16 protein-coding genes are annotated in these 16,589 nt (G+C 62.4%); 10 read left to right on the top strand and 6 right to left on the bottom strand.

The genetic code is table 11. The features are described from left to right. Positions 1–50: 50 nt before the first annotated feature. A complete protein-coding gene (locus ACR0NB_RS11345) occupies positions 51–482 on the bottom strand; it encodes a GFA family protein (RefSeq protein ID WP_480775719.1) in 432 nt (143 codons plus the stop codon). 136 nt (positions 483–618) lie between these two features. Here ACR0NB_RS11345 and ACR0NB_RS11340 point away from each other — a divergent pair, with 136 nt between their 5' ends. Next, the gene (locus tag ACR0NB_RS11340; RefSeq protein WP_093964213.1) at positions 619–966 is read left to right on the top strand and encodes a hypothetical protein; all 348 of its coding nucleotides are present in this window, start codon (positions 619–621) and stop codon (positions 964–966) included. On the opposite strand, the gene ACR0NB_RS11335 is transcribed toward ACR0NB_RS11340, so the two are convergent. After that, on the bottom strand, positions 963–2,021 hold the full coding sequence (locus ACR0NB_RS11335) for a transporter substrate-binding domain-containing protein (protein ID WP_480775718.1): 1,059 nt from the start codon (positions 2,019–2,021) through the stop codon (positions 963–965). The two genes, ACR0NB_RS11340 and ACR0NB_RS11335, sit on opposite strands and share 4 nt — an antisense overlap. Positions 2,022–2,222: 201 nt before the next feature. On the opposite strand from ACR0NB_RS11335, the gene dapE reads away from it, so the two are divergent. Both dapE and rnr read left to right on the top strand, forming a co-directional pair. Further along, complete coding sequence (gene dapE, locus ACR0NB_RS11330; protein ID WP_480775717.1) at positions 2,223–3,362, top strand: succinyl-diaminopimelate desuccinylase; 1,140 nt, start codon at positions 2,223–2,225, stop codon at positions 3,360–3,362. Between the two features lie 65 nt (positions 3,363–3,427). After that, positions 3,428–5,692 carry a ribonuclease R gene (gene rnr / locus ACR0NB_RS11325; protein WP_480775716.1) on the top strand — a complete coding sequence of 755 codons (2,265 nt, stop codon included), beginning with the start codon at positions 3,428–3,430 and terminating at the stop codon, positions 5,690–5,692. Here the strand turns inward: rnr and ACR0NB_RS11320 are convergent. Next, positions 5,683–6,069, bottom strand: a complete 387-nt coding sequence (locus ACR0NB_RS11320; protein ID WP_480775715.1) for a DUF1801 domain-containing protein — start codon at positions 6,067–6,069, stop codon at positions 5,683–5,685. The two genes, rnr and ACR0NB_RS11320, sit on opposite strands and share 10 nt — an antisense overlap. Next, positions 6,066–6,764, bottom strand: a complete 699-nt coding sequence (locus tag ACR0NB_RS11315; RefSeq protein ID WP_093964218.1) for a glutathione S-transferase family protein — start codon at positions 6,762–6,764, stop codon at positions 6,066–6,068. The genes ACR0NB_RS11320 and ACR0NB_RS11315 overlap by 4 nt, the downstream gene beginning before the upstream one ends. Before the next feature lie 82 nt (positions 6,765–6,846). Between ACR0NB_RS11315 and ACR0NB_RS11310 the strand changes: the two genes are divergently transcribed. Both ACR0NB_RS11310 and ACR0NB_RS11305 read left to right on the top strand, forming a co-directional pair. Beyond that, complete coding sequence (locus ACR0NB_RS11310; RefSeq protein ID WP_170360739.1) at positions 6,847–7,560, top strand: helix-turn-helix transcriptional regulator; 714 nt, start codon at positions 6,847–6,849, stop codon at positions 7,558–7,560. A gap of 65 nt (positions 7,561–7,625) precedes the next feature. Further along, a complete protein-coding gene (locus tag ACR0NB_RS11305; protein WP_480775714.1) occupies positions 7,626–8,939 on the top strand; it encodes a lytic murein transglycosylase in 1,314 nt (437 codons plus the stop codon). A gap of 51 nt (positions 8,940–8,990) precedes the next feature. Here ACR0NB_RS11305 and ACR0NB_RS11300 read toward each other — a convergent pair whose 3' ends face one another. Both ACR0NB_RS11300 and ACR0NB_RS11295 read right to left on the bottom strand, forming a co-directional pair. Further along, positions 8,991–10,388 carry an aspartate aminotransferase family protein gene (locus ACR0NB_RS11300; protein ID WP_480775713.1) on the bottom strand — a complete coding sequence of 466 codons (1,398 nt, stop codon included), beginning with the start codon at positions 10,386–10,388 and terminating at the stop codon, positions 8,991–8,993. Positions 10,389–10,463: 75 nt separating this feature from the next. After that, positions 10,464–11,147 (bottom strand): GntR family transcriptional regulator, encoded by a 684-nt coding sequence (locus ACR0NB_RS11295; protein ID WP_093964408.1) that lies wholly within the window; start codon positions 11,145–11,147, stop codon positions 10,464–10,466. Positions 11,148–11,287: 140 nt separating this feature from the next. Here ACR0NB_RS11295 and ACR0NB_RS11290 point away from each other — a divergent pair, with 140 nt between their 5' ends. The 5 genes from ACR0NB_RS11290 to ACR0NB_RS11270 all read left to right on the top strand — a co-directional run bounded on the left by ACR0NB_RS11290 (position 11,288) and on the right by ACR0NB_RS11270 (position 16,578). Next, positions 11,288–12,373, top strand: a complete 1,086-nt coding sequence (locus ACR0NB_RS11290; RefSeq protein ID WP_480775712.1) for a polyamine ABC transporter substrate-binding protein — start codon at positions 11,288–11,290, stop codon at positions 12,371–12,373. A 74-nt stretch (positions 12,374–12,447) separates the two neighbouring features. Further along, on the top strand, positions 12,448–13,575 hold the full coding sequence (locus tag ACR0NB_RS11285; RefSeq protein WP_480775711.1) for an ABC transporter ATP-binding protein: 1,128 nt from the start codon (positions 12,448–12,450) through the stop codon (positions 13,573–13,575). Further along, a complete protein-coding gene (locus tag ACR0NB_RS11280; RefSeq protein ID WP_480696352.1) occupies positions 13,575–14,465 on the top strand; it encodes an ABC transporter permease subunit in 891 nt (296 codons plus the stop codon). Before ACR0NB_RS11285 ends, ACR0NB_RS11280 begins: the two co-directional genes overlap by 1 nt. Then, positions 14,462–15,280, top strand: a complete 819-nt coding sequence (locus ACR0NB_RS11275) for an ABC transporter permease (RefSeq protein ID WP_005980381.1) — start codon at positions 14,462–14,464, stop codon at positions 15,278–15,280. The genes ACR0NB_RS11280 and ACR0NB_RS11275 overlap by 4 nt, the downstream gene beginning before the upstream one ends. Next, a complete protein-coding gene (locus ACR0NB_RS11270; RefSeq protein WP_480775710.1) occupies positions 15,277–16,578 on the top strand; it encodes an NAD(P)/FAD-dependent oxidoreductase in 1,302 nt (433 codons plus the stop codon). The genes ACR0NB_RS11275 and ACR0NB_RS11270 overlap by 4 nt, the downstream gene beginning before the upstream one ends. Positions 16,579–16,589 lie beyond the last annotated feature (11 nt).

Genomic DNA, 16,589 nt, shown 5'->3' with positions numbered 1-16,589 from the left:
CAAAGGTCGCGGCTCTGGTCCGCGGCCTTTTTTGTTCGGCAGGGTCGGACCTATCCCGTCGTGTAGTCGGCGAGATCCTCGGGCGCGTGCAGCAGGGTGCCGTCGTATTTCGGCAAGTCATCGTGCAGTTCCAGCCAGGGCAGCTTGCTTTGAAAATTGACGTGAAAGGTTGGCGCAAAGTCCACAGGGTCTTCCAACGAGGCCGCGTACAGGTGCATCCCGCCTTCATAGTGGTCGGCCTCGAACCCCATCGGAGAGCCACAGGTTGCGCAGAAATATCGCTGGACGCCTTTCGAACTGGCGAAACTACGCGGTGTTGCGGCGGTCCATCGGAAATTGCGCAAGGGTACGCCCAACCACGCGACCACGGGCGCGGCGCAGTTGCGGCGGCAATCGTCACAATGGCAATAGCAGCTCCAGGTCTCGGCGCCCTCAAACTCCCAGCGCGTTTCACCGCACAGGCAGCGGCCGCGTTTGGTCATGATGTCCTCCGTCGTTTTTCGCGACCAGTCTGACCGGATGGTGGGCCTGAGCGCGTCAAAAAACGACACGGCATCCGGGAACCGCGTCCAGCTGCCATGCTTGACCATCGACCGGCCCCCGGCTAAGGCCCACGGCATGGAAAAGCAAAAGAAACCCTCGCGCCAGCAGGTCTATACTCTGTTGGTTCAGATTGGCCGCAAGGATGGCGACGGCCTGCCCGAAGGCGCCACCGGCGCGGCGCTTATGTGCTATGCCAGCGGCGTGGACGAGGCCGAGGCCGTGCGCGAAACCGTGGCCATTCTCAAGCAGGCCGATACGGCTCCACTGGACGTAACCGGCTATGGCACCCTGGCCGAGCGCGAGGCGCAGGGGCACGAGATCGACCCCGACGAACGCGCTCTGATGCAGAGGGCGCTTGAGGAAAACGCGGTTATTGTTGCGCAGATGACGCCCTTCTTCGGCGACAAGCCCGAAGGCGCCTAGCGGCGCGTGCCGAACCACTTGCGATAGATCTGGTCATAGGTGCCATCTTCGCGGAGGCCCAGAAGCGCCTGGTTCACATCCTCGACCAGAGGTGACCCGGTCGGGAAGACCATGCCATAGTTTTCGCGCAGGAAGACGCCGCCGGTCATCGCCGCAATCTTGCGGCCTTCATGTGCAGCGAAATACGACAGGATCGGTGCGTCGAACACGACGGCATCCAGGTCCCCATCCCTGAACGCAGTCAACATGCTATCCAGGTCTTCGTACCCGGTGAATTCGACCTCGCGCCGGTTCAGGAAACTGGCTGCGGTCGAACCCGAGATTGTCCCGACCTGTTTGCCGTACAGATCGTTGACCGAGTTGATGTTGCTGGTGATCGCATCCACCGTCATGACAGAGGTGATCCGCGCGGTGAAAACCGACACGATGAACAGCGAGGATACGACCAAGATCACACCCAGAACTCGCCCGAACGGGGTCCGGGGCATCCGCTCTTCAAATCCGCCATTGACCACCAGATTCAATGCCCACCAGAAGGACGGGAACCAGGCCTCGTTCAGGTCGCGGTCGAAATAGGGTTGGGATCGGCGTTCGAACCCCCACATCAGCATCCCGCCACCCAGCAGGATGGCAAAGGCCAGCCCGATGGCGATGAACAGTTCGCGCGACAGCAGCGCCTGCATCAGGGACGGGCTGCGCGCCGCGTCTGATGGTACCATGATCTGAAGGCCGGCTTCGAAAATCGGCTGGCTGAAATCCATCCGGGCTTCACGGCCTGCGGTGATCGAAATATTCGCGATGGCCATGTCGGCTTCGCGGTTCTCGACCGCCGACAGCATGTCCCCGAACGCATCGACACGAACGACCGTGTATTCCCAGCCCAGTTCTTCAGCCAGCGCGGCCAGCAGGTCCATTGAGAAGCCGGTGCCCTCGCCCTCATCCACATACGAGAACGGAGGACGCTCCACCGTCGTGACCGTCAGAGTTTCGGCTTGGCTGTGTTGTGCAAAGACCGCGAAGGTCAGGCAGATCAATGCGAAAAGGGCGCGCGTCATGGCTGGTTCACCTGTTTCGCGGCGCTCTAGCGCAATTTGCCATGGCGCGGCAAGGTCGTCGCGAGGTCATCGACCGGGATTTCTTTTTTGCCGTTTTTTCGGGCTGGGCGACCGGAAAACCGCCGATCGGGGTTGGCATTGCGGCCAATTCGTTGAATCTGTGCGTGAACCCACATCCTGCCGACCCTGCGAGGCCCCTGAATGACCGACTCTGTCCAGTTGACCGCAGACCTGATCCGTTGCCCCTCGGTCACACCCGAGGAAGGCGGGGCGCTGATTCTGCTGGAAGATATCCTGGCGCGGGCCGGTTTCACCTGCACGCGGGTGGATCGCGGCGGCGTCTGCAACCTGTTCGCCCGGTGGGGCGACAAGGGGCATGCGCGCAGTTTCGGGTTCAACGGCCATACCGACGTGGTGCCGGTGGGCGATGAGGCCGCATGGACCCGCCCGCCGTTCGGCGCGGAAATCCATGATGGCATTCTGTACGGTCGGGGCGCGACCGACATGAAATCGGGGGTGGCGGCCTTTGTCGCGGCGGCGGTGGATTTCGTGCGCGACACCCCGCCCGACGGGGCGATCATCCTGACTATCACGGGGGACGAGGAAGGCGATGCGGTGGACGGCACCACCGCGCTGCTGGACTACATGCAGGCGCAAGACGAGCGGATGTCGGTCTGTCTGGTGGGCGAGCCGACCTGCCCCAACGAGATGGGCGAGATGATGAAGATCGGCCGCCGCGGGTCGATGACCGCGTGGTTCGAAGTGACGGGCGTGCAGGGCCATTCGGCCTATCCGCATCGCGCCAGGAACCCGCTGCCCGCGCTGGCGCGGCTGATGGACCGGCTGGCCAGTCACGAGTTGGATCGGGGGACGGACCATTTCGACGCCTCGACCCTGGCCGTGGTCACGATGGACACCGGCAACACGGCCACCAACGTCATTCCGGCCCAGTGCCGTGGCGCGGTGAACATCCGGTTCAACGACCTGCATACAGGCGCCAGCCTCAGTAACTGGCTGAAGGCGCAGGCGACCGACGTGGCGGCCGAGTTCGGCGTGCAGATCGACACGCGGATCAAGGTCTCGGGCGAAAGCTTTCTGACCCCTCCTGGGCCGCTGTCGGATCTGGTCGCCGGCGCGGTCGAAGCCGAGACCGGCCGCCGGCCCGAGCTGTCCACCACCGGGGGCACCTCGGACGCGCGGTTCATCAAGGACCACTGCCCCGTGGTCGAGTTCGGACTGGTCGGACGCACCATGCACCAGGTGGACGAATCCGTTCCGGTCGAGCAGATCCGCCAGCTCAAGGCGATCTATGCCCGGATCCTGGTCGACTATTTCGCCTGAGCGATTGATGCGCCCGGCCACTTTTTGGTCATGACGCGGTCGTATCGGCGTGCTAGGCGGAAATCATGAAACGCATACCAACCAAGCAGGAGATCCTCGACTGGATCTGGGCGAACCCCACGCTCACCTCGAAACGCGACATTGCCAAGGCCTTTGGCATCAAGGGCGCGGACCGGATCGACCTGAAACGGATCCTCAAAGAGCTTGAGGCCGAGGGGCATCTTGAAAAGCGCAAGCGCAGCTATCGCGACCCGGACCGCCTGCCGCCGGTCAGCGTGCTGCAGGTCAAGGCCCCGAACGCCGATGGGGACCTGTTCGCGCGGCCGCTGGAATGGCATGGCGAAGGGGTCGAGCCGATCGTGCTGATCATTTCCCGCGCCAGCGACCCGGCGCTGGGCGAGGGTGACCGCATCCTGGCCCGGCTGACCCAGGTGCATGAAGAAGACCACAATTACGAGGCCCGCCTGATCCGCCGCATCGGCGCCAATCCGCGCCGGGTCGTGGGGATTTTCCGAAAGGGCGCCGAGGGCGGGCGGATCGTGCCGATCGACAAGGCTGGATCGACCGAATGGCTGGTGGCCGAAGACGCGGCGCTGGGCGCCAAGGATGGCGAACTGGTCGAGGCCGAGCAGGCCGGGCCGAAAAATCGTATGGGGCTGCCGCGTGCGCGTATCGTGGAACGGCTGGGCGATCCGTCCGCGCCCAAGGCGATGTCGCTGATCGCGATCCACCAGCACGGCATCCCGGATGATTTTCCCGATGACGTGATCGCCGAGGCCGACCGGGCCAAGCCCGTCGGGCTGAAAGGGCGCGAGGATCTGCGGGACATCCCTCTGCTGACCATCGACCCGTCGGATGCGCGCGACCATGACGACGCCTGCTATGCCCATGCCGATGATGATCCGAAAAACCCGGGCGGCCACGTGATCTGGGTCGCCATTGCCGATGTGGCCGCCTATGTGCACCCCGGCAGTGCGCTGGACCGCGAGGCGCGCAAGCGGGGCAACTCGACCTATTTCCCTGACCGCGTCGTGCCAATGCTGCCCGACCGTCTGTCGGGCGATCTGTGTTCGCTGCACGAAGGCGTGCCGCGCGCCTGTATGGCGGTTCGGATGCGGATCGATGCAAACGGCAACAAGATCGACCACCGCTTTGTGCGGGGGCTGATGCGCTCGGCCGCGTCTCTGCATTATGCCGAGGTACAGGAGGCCATCGACGGCACCCCCAATGACCGGACCGGCCCGCTGCTCGAGAGCGTCCTGAAACCGCTCTATGCCGCCTATGGCGCACTGAAGACGGCCCGCAACGAACGCCAGCCGCTGGACCTGGATCTGCCGGAACGCAAGATCGTGCTGAACGACAAGGGCGAGGTCGAAAGCGTGGCCTTCCGCGAGCGGCTGGACGCGCACCGGCTGATCGAGGAATTCATGATCCTGGCCAACGTGGCCGCGGCCGAGACGCTGATCGCCAAGCGCAGCCCGCTGCTGTTCCGCGTGCACGAGGAACCCGCGCCCGAAAAGCTGGAAAGCCTGCGTGAGACGGCACAGGCCGCCGGGCTGAACCTGGCCAAGGGGCAGGTGTTGCAGACCCGTCACCTGAACGCGTTGCTGAACGCCGCCGCCGGCACCGAGGATGCCGAGCTGATCAATCTCAGCACCTTGCGGTCGATGGCGCAGGCCTATTACAGCCCCGAAAACTTTGGCCATTTCGGGCTGGCGCTGCGCAACTATGCGCATTTCACCTCGCCCATCCGCCGCTATGCCGACCTGATCGTTCACCGGGCGCTGATCTCGGCCCATGGCTGGGGCAAGGACGGTCTGACCGCCGACGAGATCGAGCGGCTGGAGGAGATCGCCACCCACATCTCGGACACCGAGCGCCGCTCGATGATGGCCGAGCGCGACACGACCGACCGCTATCTGGCGGCCTATCTGAGCGAGCGCGTCGGCAACGAGTTCACCGGCCGCATCAGCGGCATCGCCCGGTTCGGGGCCTTCGTGAAGCTGGACGAAACCGGGGCCGACGGGCTGGTGCCGGTGCGGTCGCTGGGGCGCGAGTTCTTCCACTTCGACGCCGAGGCCGGCACCCTTATGGGGGCCGATACCGGCCTGACCATCGCCATTGGCCAGCGCGTCACCGTGCGCCTGACCGAGGCCACGCCGGTAACCGGCGGGCTGGAGTTGGAGCTGCTGTCGATCGAAGATCAGGCCATGCCGCGCGGCGGCGGACGTGGGCGGCCCGGCCGTCCGACACGGCGCAAGGCGGTCAGCACCAAGCGCAAGAAGGACAAGATCAAACGCACGGTCGAGCGCAAACGCCGTCAGCGGTGATAGGTCAACGCCCGGGCGATCAGCCATCCATGCCGGAAGGGGTCGATCTGTTCGATCCCGTCGAACAGGATGGCGCGATTGCCGTCAATCCTGTCAGCGTCGGGAAAGGCCGAGGTAAACTCACCGATAAGCCGGGTCTGGCAGTGGACAAACAGGGCAAACCGGGCGGAGGCGTGTCCACCCAGCCTGATGGTTGTTCCCTTGGGACTCAGATAGGCCGGTTGGCCCCATCGCAGAGCCTCGGTCACCAAAACCGCCGGTTGAAGTTCCTGCGCGGTGGCGAAGACCAGATCGCGCAGAGCCAGAGCGGCGCTTTTGGTGTCCGCGGCGAATGCCTCGTAGGCAGACGCCACGTTGGGGTCATCGAAAGGCCTCATGGCAGGGGGATCGCCTGTTCCATCCGGTCAACATAACTGTTCAGCAGCGTATCCTGTTTGATGCGCCGGGTCAGCCGGGTATCGGCCGGAGTGGCCCGCATCGCAGCCAGCATCGGGCCGACGCTGAGGTCGGCCGAAGTGGGGTGATCGCCCAAAAGATACGGGGCCTGCCACAGATAAGCTGAGATCGCCTCGAGGTCGCGTTCGACCCGTGCCATCCGTTCGGCCTCGGAGAAGCGCCCGATCCCTTGGGACCGAAGGCCTTTCAAGACCGATTTCCGGACCGAGTTCGAGATCGGGCGTCGGACGATTCGGGGGATCTCATAGAAGAAGGTGTCGCGCAGAACTGGCCAAACCTCGTCGTTGGCCCAGCGGTCCATGACAATCTGGAAGTACAGATGTTCCTCGGCCATGCGGATCAACGCGCGGGACTGGCCCTTTTGCACATCGCTCAGGCCACGGTCGAATTCGGCGCCCTGCGCTTCCAACCAGTCGCGAATCTGGTCGCTGTCCGGCACCAGACGTTCGGGTGTGCGCAAAACCGGCAACTTGCTGTGCGGCATCTGTCGCGGATCGACCATGTCCGAACGGCGCCAGTGCAGCCCGGCCAGTTGCAGCATATAGGCGGTTTTGACGCAAAAGGGGCTGGCGCTGAAAAGTCCGAAAGCGGAAGGGTAGGTAAGAAGGGTCAACATAATAGGCTCCGAAATTGGGGTGCCGCCGGTCTATCGCGGGCTAATGACAGTTTCTGTCATTAGGTTTAGATTGAATGACATCATGTCCCGCACCGCCCGACTGTTCCAATTGATGCAGGCCTTGCGGTCTGGCCCGTCGCCCAAGACCTCGGCGCAGTTGGCGCAGGATCTGGGGGTTTCGGCACGCACCGTGCATCGCGACATCGACGCTCTGCGTGGTCTCGGTGCAGTCATTGATGGCGAGGCCGGGTTCGGGTTCACCCTGATCGAAGACGCGACACTGCCGCCGCTGGGATTCACCGATGACGAGTTGGAGGCGCTGGTTCTTGGCCTACGCGAGGTGCAACTGATCGGAGACCCGGCTCTGTCGGACGCCGCCGGTGCGGCGCTGCGCAAACTGCAGGGCCGGCTGCCACACCGCCAATCCCACCGCCTGAGCCACGCAGTGCTGACCGCCACCCGGTTCGACCGTCCTGCCGCACCCAGCATCGAAGTTGCCGACTTGCGACAGGCGACGTGGGACGAGCGTGTGGTCGAGTTCGACTATACCGATGCGAAGGGTGACGACACCCAGCGCCGCGTGAGCCCACTGAGCATCGTGTACATGGATCATGCCAGCGTACTGCTCAGCTGGTGCCATCTGAGGCGGGATTTTCGCGTGTTTCGGTTGGACCGGATGCGCGCGATGTCCGTCACCCAGGACAGTTTCCGCCCCAATCGGGTTCCATTGCTGCGCGAGGCCCTGGCCAAGATCCGGGCCGAGCGTGAAGCAAAAGATCAAGAGAGCCAGTCTTGAGCGCTTTGTGATTTGCGCAATCTGGGGTACCCTGTCCGCGAGCAGTAATCAGGAAAACCTGAATCATGAAATATGTGTGTGGCTTTGTGGCCGCCGCGTTTTGGGCATCCATCTTGCAGGCGGAGACTTCGAATACAACCAAACGACCACAGATCAGACCGGCGCTGGATTCGATCCAGTTGGCGTCGGCCGATCTGACGGTTTCGATCCGGCCGGTGCCAAGGCCGACCACGGGCATGCACCGGGTGGTCGTCGAAGGCAACACCAGCTTCGAGACCTGGTTGAACGCCTTCCGGCACCGGGCAGTTGCGGCAGGTATCCGGCCACAGGTCCTGGACCGGTCATTGTCCGGCCTGACCTATGACACCGACGCCATCAAGCGCGATCGCAGTCAGGCCGAGTTTTCGAAACCGATCTGGGAGTATCTGGATTCGGCGGTGTCAGACCTGCGCATCGCGAATGGGCGCAAGGCGCTGGTGCGGTACAACGATACGCTGGACCGGATCGAAGCCCGGTACGGGGTCGAAAAAGAGGTGGTGGTCGCGGTCTGGGGGCTGGAAACGTCCTACGGCACGTATCGGGGCAGCAGTCAGACAATCCGATCGCTTGCAACGCTTGCCCATGACGGGCGGCGTGCGCAGTTTTTTGAAACGCAGTTGCTGGCGGCATTGCAAATCGTGCAGGCCGGCGACATCACCTCGGACCGAATGACGGGCAGTTGGGCGGGTGCCATGGGGCACACGCAATTCATGCCGACCTCATACATGGAGCATGCGGTTGACTTCGACGGCGACGGACGCCGCGACATCTGGTCGGACGATCCTACGGATGCGCTTGCGTCCGCTGCCGCCTACCTTGCCAAGTTCGGGTGGACCAAAGGTCAGCCCTGGGCGGTCGAGGTGCGTTTGCCGAAAGGGTTCGACTATGCCAGCGCCAGTCGGGACGTTAGTTTGCTGCCCTCGGAGTGGGCCGCACGCGGCGTCCGCGCCGCGAACGGCGGTGGCATCGCAGATTTTGGACCCGCCTCGATCCTGCTGCCGGCCGGCAGCGGTGGCGTGGCCTTGATGATCTTTGACAATTTCAGCGTGATTGAGCGCTACAACGGCGCCGATGCCTATGTGATCGGCATCGGCCACCTGTCAGACCGGCTGGCCGGGCAAGGCCCGTTCCGCGCAAGCTGGCCGCGCGGCGAACGGGTGCTGAGCTTTGCCGAACGCAAGGAACTGCAACTGCGCCTGACCCTGGCCGGGTTCGACACGCAGGCCATCGACGGGCGGATCGGTCCGAACACCATCAATGCGCTGCGGGCCTATCAGATGGCGCGTGGTCTTTTGCCGGATGGGTACGCAACCGTGCAATTGCTGGAACGGATGCGTTGAACGAAAAAGGGCGGCCCTGCCGGACCGCCCATTTCCGATGTTTTCCTGAGTTCACGAGGCCGCTTTCATCAAGCCTTGGGCGATGATCTCGGCCTGCGCCTCGTCCAGAGACTTGTAGATGCGCACGAACATCTCGTCGATATCGGCCGGGGTCAGGATCAGCGGCGGCGAGATGATCATCCGGTCGCCCACATGGCGCATGATCAGGTTGTTGGCAAAGCAGCGATCGCGGCAGATGTACCCGACCGTGCCCGGATCGGACGCGAACTTGGCCCGGCTGGCCTTGTCCGGCGTCAGCGCGATCGAGGCCATCATGCCCACGATCTTGGCTTCGCCGACCAGCGGGTGATCGACCAGCGCCTCCCATTTCTGTTTCAGATAGGGGGCCGCGACATCGCGCACATGCTCGACGATCTTCTCTTCTTCCAGAATGCGCAGGTTTTCCAGCGCAACGGCCGCCGCGACCGGGTGACCCGAATAGGTATAGCCGTGGTTGAACTCGGTTCCGCCGATCACCTCGGCGATCTCGTCATTGACGATCGAGCCGCCGATGGGCGCATAGCCCGAGCTGAGCCCTTTGGCGATGGTCATGATATGCGGGCGGATGTTCATGGTCTGCGAGCCGAACCAGTTGCCGGTTCGACCAAAGCCGCAGATCACCTCGTCGGCGATCAGCAGGATGTCGTACTTGTCGCAGATGCGCTGGATTTCCGGCCAGTAGGTGTCGGGCGCGACGATCACGCCGCCCGCACCCTGGACCGGCTCGGCGATGAAGGCGGCAACGCGGTCTTCGCCCAGTTCCAAGATCGCCTCTTCCAGCTCGCGTGCGCGGGCCAGACCGAACTCTTCGGGCGTCATGTCGCCGCCCTCGGCCCACCAGTTGGGCTGGTTGATGTGGTGGATGTTCGGGATCGGGATGCCGCCCTGCGCGTGCATGCCGGCCATGCCGCCCAGCGAAGCCGACCCGACGGTCGACCCGTGATAGGCGTTGTGGCGGCTGATGATGATGCTCTTGTTGGGGTGACCCTTTTCCGCCCAATAAGTGCGGACCAGACGGATGTTGGTGTCATTGGCCTCGGACCCGCCGGCGGCGAAGAAGACATGATTCAGGTCACCCGGTGCCAGTTCGGCCAGCTTGGCCGCCAGCGCGATCGCCGGGACATGGGTCGTTTTGAAGAAGGTGTTGTAGTAGGGCAGTTCGCGCATCTGGCGCGCCGCCACTTCGGCCAGTTCGTCGCGGCCATAGCCGACGTTCACGCACCACAGGCCGGCCATGGCATCCAGGATCTCTTCGCCCTCGCTGTCGGTCAGATAGACGCCCTTGGCTCGGGTGATGACGCGCGCGCCTTCCTTGCCCAGTGCGCCGTTGGCCGAAAACGGGTGAAGGTGATGCGCCGCATCCAGGGCCTGCAATTCGGCGGTCGGCATGTGGTTGGTGATGGTCGACATCGGTCTCTACTCCTGCAACAGCGGTTGCCGTCACAATATGATCAAATTTTTTTCTGTCAATCGAATCGCGCTGACCTATTCGGTCGCCAGCGCCTCGGCCATCAGTTCCATGCCCTGTTCGATATCCTGGGTCGTTGCTTTTGCGACTTTTTCAGCGTCGCTGGCGCGCAAGGCATCGATGATGTCCTTGTGCCGGTCTGGAAGGCTCTGGGTGCCGAAGCGCCCGCAGACGACGCGCAAGGACGGCCCGAATCGCAGCCACAGGCGCTCGGCCAAATCCTTTAGAATCGGCGCGCCGGCATGGTCATAGAGTTTTTCGTGGAATGCATGGTTCAGGCGAAGATAGCCGCCAACGTCCCCGTCGGCGATCGTGCGATCCAGCTGTTCGTCGATCTTTTCAAGCTGGTCGATATCCGCCGTGGTCATGTTGACTGCTGCGCGCCGGGAAAGCTCTGATTCTACGGCATTTCTGGCGAAAATCATCTGTTCGACATCTGTTGCGGTCAGAAGGGGAACGCTGACCCGCCGGTTGCCCTGAAAGATCAGCGCACCGTCCGAGATCAGGCGCCGGATAGCCTCGCGCACCGGGGTCATGCCCACGCCCAGCGAATCGGTCAAGCCTTGGATCGTGACCGGTTGCCCCGGCACCAGATCGCCGAACATGATCTGCGACTTCAGTGTCTGGTACACCTGTTCATGTGCTGGTCGTTTTTCGGTCTGGGTCACTGCAGCAGATGCCTTATTTTTGATCAAATCCAATTGGTTCACCCCGATCCCAATGCTCCCGGCTTGTCAGGTTTCTTGCCCCGTGAAACCATACGACGTATCGAGGGAAAACGCAAAACTTGATCAAATCCAAAAAAACGGGAAAATGCCCGTACACTTGCAGGGAGAAGAAAATGAAAATCAAAACGCTGACGATGACGGCAATTGTCGCATTGGGGACGTCGGCCGCTGTTGCGGAAGAGGTGCGCGTATACAACTGGTCGGACTACATCGACGAGGAGTTGCTGAGCAAATTCCAGGAAGAGACGGGTCTGACCCTGATCTACGACGTGTTCGACAGCAACGAGGTTCTGGAAACCAAGATGCTGGCCGGAGGATCCGGTTACGATGTGGTGGTGCCGTCGGGCACCTTCCTTCAGCGCCAGATCCAGGCTGGAGCCTTCCAGAAACTGGACATGTCCAAGCTGCCCAATGCAGTTAACCTCTGGGACGTGATCCAGGAACGCACGGCCGGCTATGACCCGGACAACGCCTATTCGATCAACTACATGTGGGGCACCACGGGGCTGGGCGTGAATGTCGACAAGGTCAAGGAAGTGCTGGGCGACGATGCGCCCTTGAACAGCATGGACCTCGTGTTGAAGCCCGAGAACATGGAAAAGCTGGCCTCATGCGGCGTCCATTTCCTGGACGCGCCGTCCGAGATCATTCCCATGGTGCTTCAGTACATTGGCGAAGACCCGGACAGCCATGACACCGACGTGATCGCCAAGACCGAAGAAGTGCTGATGGGCGTGCGTCCCTACATCCAGAAGTTCCACAGCTCGGAATACATCAATGCGCTGGCCAATGGCGACATCTGCGTGGCGGTGGGCTGGTCGGGCGACATTCTGCAGGCCCGCGATCGGGCGGATGAGGCCGACAACGGTGTGACCATCGAATACCATCCGTTTGCCGAAGGCTCGCTGATGTGGTTCGACCAGATGGCCATTCCGGTGGATGCACCCAACCCGGACGGCGCGCATAAATTCCTGAACTACATCCTGGATGCCAACAACATGGCGGCGGCGTCGAACTACGTCTACTACGCCAACGGCAACAAGGCGTCGCAGGAGTTTCTGGAAGAAGACGTGATCGGCGATCCGGCGATTTACCCGGATGATGCCACGATGCAGAACCTCTACATCACCACGCCTTACCCGGCCAAAACCCAGCGGGTCGTGACCCGTCTGTGGACCAAGATCAAATCGGGCACCTGATCCGAAATGATTGCGCAAGGCAGAATGGTTCTGCCTTGCGCACTACCTGTACAGGCTGACTTACGGGGGCCGATTTGAACTCTACCGTCTTTGCGCCGTGGGAAGATCCGCAGGCGAAACCCTTGATCCAGTTCAAAAATGTGACCAAGCGATTCGGGGACTTTACTGCCATCGACAATCTGTCGCTGGACATCTTCGAGCGGGAATTCTTTGCTTTGCTGGGGCCGTCGGGTTGCGGCAAGACGACGATGATGCGGATGCTGGCGGGGTTCGAGAAACCCACCGAAGGCCACATCATTCTGAGTGGTCAGGACATCGACCCGGTTCCGCCGAACAAGCGGGCGGTCAACATGATGTTCCAGTCCTACGCGCTGTTTCCCCATCTGAACGTCTGGGACAACATCGCCTTTGGCCTGCGCCGGGACAACATGCCCAAGCATGATCTGGAAGACCGGGTCGAGGAGATGCTGCGCCTGACCCGTCTTGAGAAATTCGCCCGCCGCAAACCGCACCAGATTTCCGGTGGTCAACGTCAGCGCGTGGCGCTGGCCCGGTCGCTGGCCAAGGCGCCGAAACTGCTGCTGTTGGACGAACCGCTGGGAGCGCTGGACAAGAAGTTGCGCCAAGACACCCAGTTCGAGCTGATGGACATTCAGGAAAAGACCGGCACCACCTTCGTGATCGTGACCCACGACCAGGAAGAGGCGATGACGGTGGCCAGCCGCGTTGCCGTGATGGATCAGGGCAAGCTGATGCAGGTCGCCACGCCCGACCGCATTTATGAAAACCCCAATTCCGTCTATGTCGCCGATTTCATCGGGGACGTGAACATCATCGAAGGTCGTGCAACCGCAGCCGGTGAGGGCACGTACAGTATCGAATGGGCCGAGGGCCAGCCGCCTCTGACCGCCACGTCCGCGGCAAGCTTCGGAAACGGGCAGGCCTGTCACCTGGCCATCCGGCCGGAAAAGGTAACGATCTCGGCCGAGCGTCCTGCCGATGCCGTCAACGCCGTGCAGGGCAAGGTGCATGACATCGCCTATCTGGGCAACCTATCGACCTACCATGTCGAATTGCCAAACGGGACGATCATCAAGGCGCAAACGGCCAATACACGGCGGATTTCCCGCCGGTCCTTTACTTGGGAAGACCCTGTCTGGCTGTCCTGGACAGCCACGGCGGCGGTTCTGCTGGCAGACTGATGCGCCGCGCGGTCCTGATCGCCATTCCCTATGTCTGGCTGCTGGCCCTGTTCCTGGTGCCGTTCTTCATCGTGTTGAAGATCTCGCTGTCGGACATCGCGCTTGCGATCCCGCCCTACACCCCGACCCTTGATCTGTCGCAGGGCTGGGCCGGGATCAAGGAATTCTTCAGCCAACTGGATTTCGAGAATTTCGTCTGGCTGACCGAGGATGACCTGTACTGGAAAGCCTACCTGTCCAGCGTCAAGATCGCGCTGATCGCGACCGCGCTGACCCTGGTGGTGGGCTATCCCATCGCCTATGGCATGGCCCGCGCGCCCGAGGAATGGCGTCCGACGCTGATGATGCTGGTGATCCTGCCGTTCTGGACCTCGTTCCTGATCCGCGTCTATGCGTGGATGGGGATCCTGTCGAACGAAGGCTACCTGAACCAGTTCCTGCTGTGGACGGGCATCATCTCGACCCCGCTGACCATTCTGAACACGCAAACGGCCGTCTATGTCGGCATCGTCTACACCTACCTGCCCTTCATGATCCTGCCGATCTATGCGGCGCTGGACCGGCTGGACGGCTCGCTGATCGAGGCGGCCGAGGATCTGGGCTGTTCGCGCACGCAGGCCTTCTGGCTGGTGACCATCCCACTGTCGCGCCCGGGCATCATTGCGGGATGTTTCCTGGTGATGATCCCCGTGATCGGTGAATTCGTGATCCCCTCGCTGCTGGGCGGGTCGGGCACGCTGATGATCGGCAAAGTCTTGTGGGAGGAGTTCTTCTCGAACCGCGACTGGCCGGTGGCCAGCGCCGTGGCGGTGATCCTGCTGCTGATCCTGGTGATCCCGATCGTGCTGTTCCAGCGCAACCAGCAGAAACAGGCGGAGGCAGAGCAATGAACAGGCTGAGCTGGTTCAACACGGTCTCGCTGACGCTGGGCTTTGCGTTTTTGTACATCCCGATGGTGATCCTGATCATCTTCAGCTTCAACGAAAGCAAGCTGGTCACGGTCTGGGCTGGGTTCTCGACCAAATGGTATGGCGAACTGATGCAGAACCAGGCGTTTCTGGATGCGGCTTGGGTCACCGTTCGCGTTGCCGTGTTCTCGTCGACGCTGGCGACCATTCTGGGCACCATGGCAGCCTATGTCATGGTGCGGGGCGGGCGGTTCTTTGGCCGTACGCTGTTCTCCGGGATGATCTATGCGCCGCTGGTGATGCCCGAGGTGATCACCGGCCTGTCGCTGCTGCTGCTGTTCATCGGGATCGGGCTGGACCGAGGCATCCTGACCATCGTGCTGGCGCATACGACCTTTTCGATGTGCTACGTCTCGGTCGTGGTGTCCTCGCGGCTGGTGACGTTCGACCGGTCGCTGGAAGAGGCGGCGCTGGATCTGGGCTGCTCGCCGGCGCAGGCCTTCAGGTTGGTGACGCTCCCCATCATCGCGCCTGCGGTGATCTCGGGGTGGCTTCTGGCCTTCACCCTGTCGCTGGATGACCTGGTGATCGCGTCCTTCACGTCCGGCCCCTCGGCCACGACCCTGCCGATCAAGATTTTCTCGGCCGTACGTCTGGGGGTCAGCCCGGAAATCAACGCGCTGTCGACCATCATGATCGCCGTGGTCACCGTGGGCGTGATCACCGCTTCGCTGGTGTCGAAACGCGCGATGGTCCGGCAGCGGCAAGAGGAACAAGCTGCCGCGCGCACCGAATGAGGCGGATCTTTCCGGCCTATACCTATGGCCCCGGCCCCCGTGAGGGGTGTTGGTGGGATGAAACCACTACGGCGCCTGACTGGCCCGTTCATTCGGGTGATTTGTCGACCGACGTTGCGATTGTCGGCGGCGGGTTCACCGGATTGTCTGCGGCCCTGCACATCGCCGAACGCGGTGTTTCTGTCGCCGTGTTCGAAGCCGAAACTCCGGGCTGGGGTGCTTCTGGGCGCAATGGTGGGTTTTGCTGCCAAGGAGGGTCCAAGCTTGGTTCGGCGACACTTGCGCGGCGCTATGGGATTTCGGCGGCACAGGATTACGCGCAGGCCGAAACCGACGCGGTCGCCTTGGTTGCGGATCTTTTGCAGCGGTTTCGGATCGACGCAGACGTTCACTCCGAAGGGGAGACGCAGTTGGCGCACAGCCCGCGCGCGATGGAGCGGCTGCGGCGTCGCGCCGAAAGCGGTGGGGTTCTGCATGAGCCGTCGGATTTGGAACGCCTCGGTATGGGGGGCAGTTTCTTTGGCGGATATACCGACCCGGTCGGTTTTGGGCTGAACCCGCAGAAATACCTGTTCGGGTTGGCCCGGGCCGCGCAGGCGCAAGGTGCCGCAGTATTCTCGAAAAGCCCGGTTCAGGACATCAGAAATGCCGGGTCCGGGTACAGGATGACCACCCCCACGGGCCGTGTTCAGACCAAGACGGTGTTGATCTGCACCAACGGTTATTCCAGCGACGATCTGCCCGACTGGTTGGCCGCCCGTTACATGCCCGCACAGTCTACGGTCATAGTGACACGTCCGCTGACCGAAGCTGAATTGCAGGAACAGGGTTGGACTTCGCGCCAGATGGCGTACGACACGCGCAACCTGCTGCACTATTTCCGTCTGATGCCGGACAACCGGTTCCTTTTCGGAATGCGAGGAGGCCTCATGTCCTCGCCGCGCGCCGAAGCTGTGATCCGTCGCAAAGTACGCCGTGACTTTGATCGCATGTTCCCGGGTTGGGCCGAGGTTGAGGCAACTCATATGTGGTCAGGTATGGTTTGCCTGACCCGCGACCTGCTGCCCTTTGTCGGGGAGGTTCCGGGCCACCCGGGCTTGTTTGCCGGTCTGGCCTATCACGGGAACGGCGTGGCGATGGGCAGCTATTGCGGGCGGGCATTGGCCCGCTTGGTTTTGGGTGAGCCCGCGAATATTCCGGACGTCATCGCCAAACCGCCGTCAAAGTTCCCATTCGGGCGCTGGCGGCGACTGCTGATGCCACCGGCTTATGCGGCCATGGCTCTTGCCGATTTGTGATACGGCCCACG

The organism is Ruegeria sp. CG3 (assembly GCF_056537205.1).
The sequence above is the reverse complement of the archived record's forward strand: the minus strand, read 5'-3'. Positions and strand labels throughout refer to the sequence as shown.

What these genes read in the sequence shown, in the direction of transcription:
- ACR0NB_RS11345 (WP_480775719.1), bottom strand. Translation starts at nt 482, where the DNA reads ATGACCAAACGCGGCCGCTGCCTGTGCGGTGAAACGCGCTGGGAGTTT.
- ACR0NB_RS11340 (WP_093964213.1), top strand. Translation starts at nt 619, where the DNA reads ATGGAAAAGCAAAAGAAACCCTCGCGCCAGCAGGTCTATACTCTGTTG.
- ACR0NB_RS11335 (WP_480775718.1), bottom strand. Translation starts at nt 2,021, where the DNA reads ATGACGCGCGCCCTTTTCGCATTGATCTGCCTGACCTTCGCGGTCTTT.
- dapE (WP_480775717.1), top strand. Translation starts at nt 2,223, where the DNA reads ATGACCGACTCTGTCCAGTTGACCGCAGACCTGATCCGTTGCCCCTCG.
- rnr (WP_480775716.1), top strand. Translation starts at nt 3,428, where the DNA reads ATGAAACGCATACCAACCAAGCAGGAGATCCTCGACTGGATCTGGGCG.
- ACR0NB_RS11320 (WP_480775715.1), bottom strand. Translation starts at nt 6,069, where the DNA reads ATGAGGCCTTTCGATGACCCCAACGTGGCGTCTGCCTACGAGGCATTC.
- ACR0NB_RS11315 (WP_093964218.1), bottom strand. Translation starts at nt 6,764, where the DNA reads ATGTTGACCCTTCTTACCTACCCTTCCGCTTTCGGACTTTTCAGCGCC.
- ACR0NB_RS11310 (WP_170360739.1), top strand. Translation starts at nt 6,847, where the DNA reads ATGTCCCGCACCGCCCGACTGTTCCAATTGATGCAGGCCTTGCGGTCT.
- ACR0NB_RS11305 (WP_480775714.1), top strand. Translation starts at nt 7,626, where the DNA reads ATGAAATATGTGTGTGGCTTTGTGGCCGCCGCGTTTTGGGCATCCATC.
- ACR0NB_RS11300 (WP_480775713.1), bottom strand. Translation starts at nt 10,388, where the DNA reads ATGTCGACCATCACCAACCACATGCCGACCGCCGAATTGCAGGCCCTG.
- ACR0NB_RS11290 (WP_480775712.1), top strand. Translation starts at nt 11,288, where the DNA reads ATGAAAATCAAAACGCTGACGATGACGGCAATTGTCGCATTGGGGACG.
- ACR0NB_RS11280 (WP_480696352.1), top strand. Translation starts at nt 13,575, where the DNA reads ATGCGCCGCGCGGTCCTGATCGCCATTCCCTATGTCTGGCTGCTGGCC.
- ACR0NB_RS11275 (WP_005980381.1), top strand. Translation starts at nt 14,462, where the DNA reads ATGAACAGGCTGAGCTGGTTCAACACGGTCTCGCTGACGCTGGGCTTT.
- ACR0NB_RS11270 (WP_480775710.1), top strand. Translation starts at nt 15,277, where the DNA reads ATGAGGCGGATCTTTCCGGCCTATACCTATGGCCCCGGCCCCCGTGAG.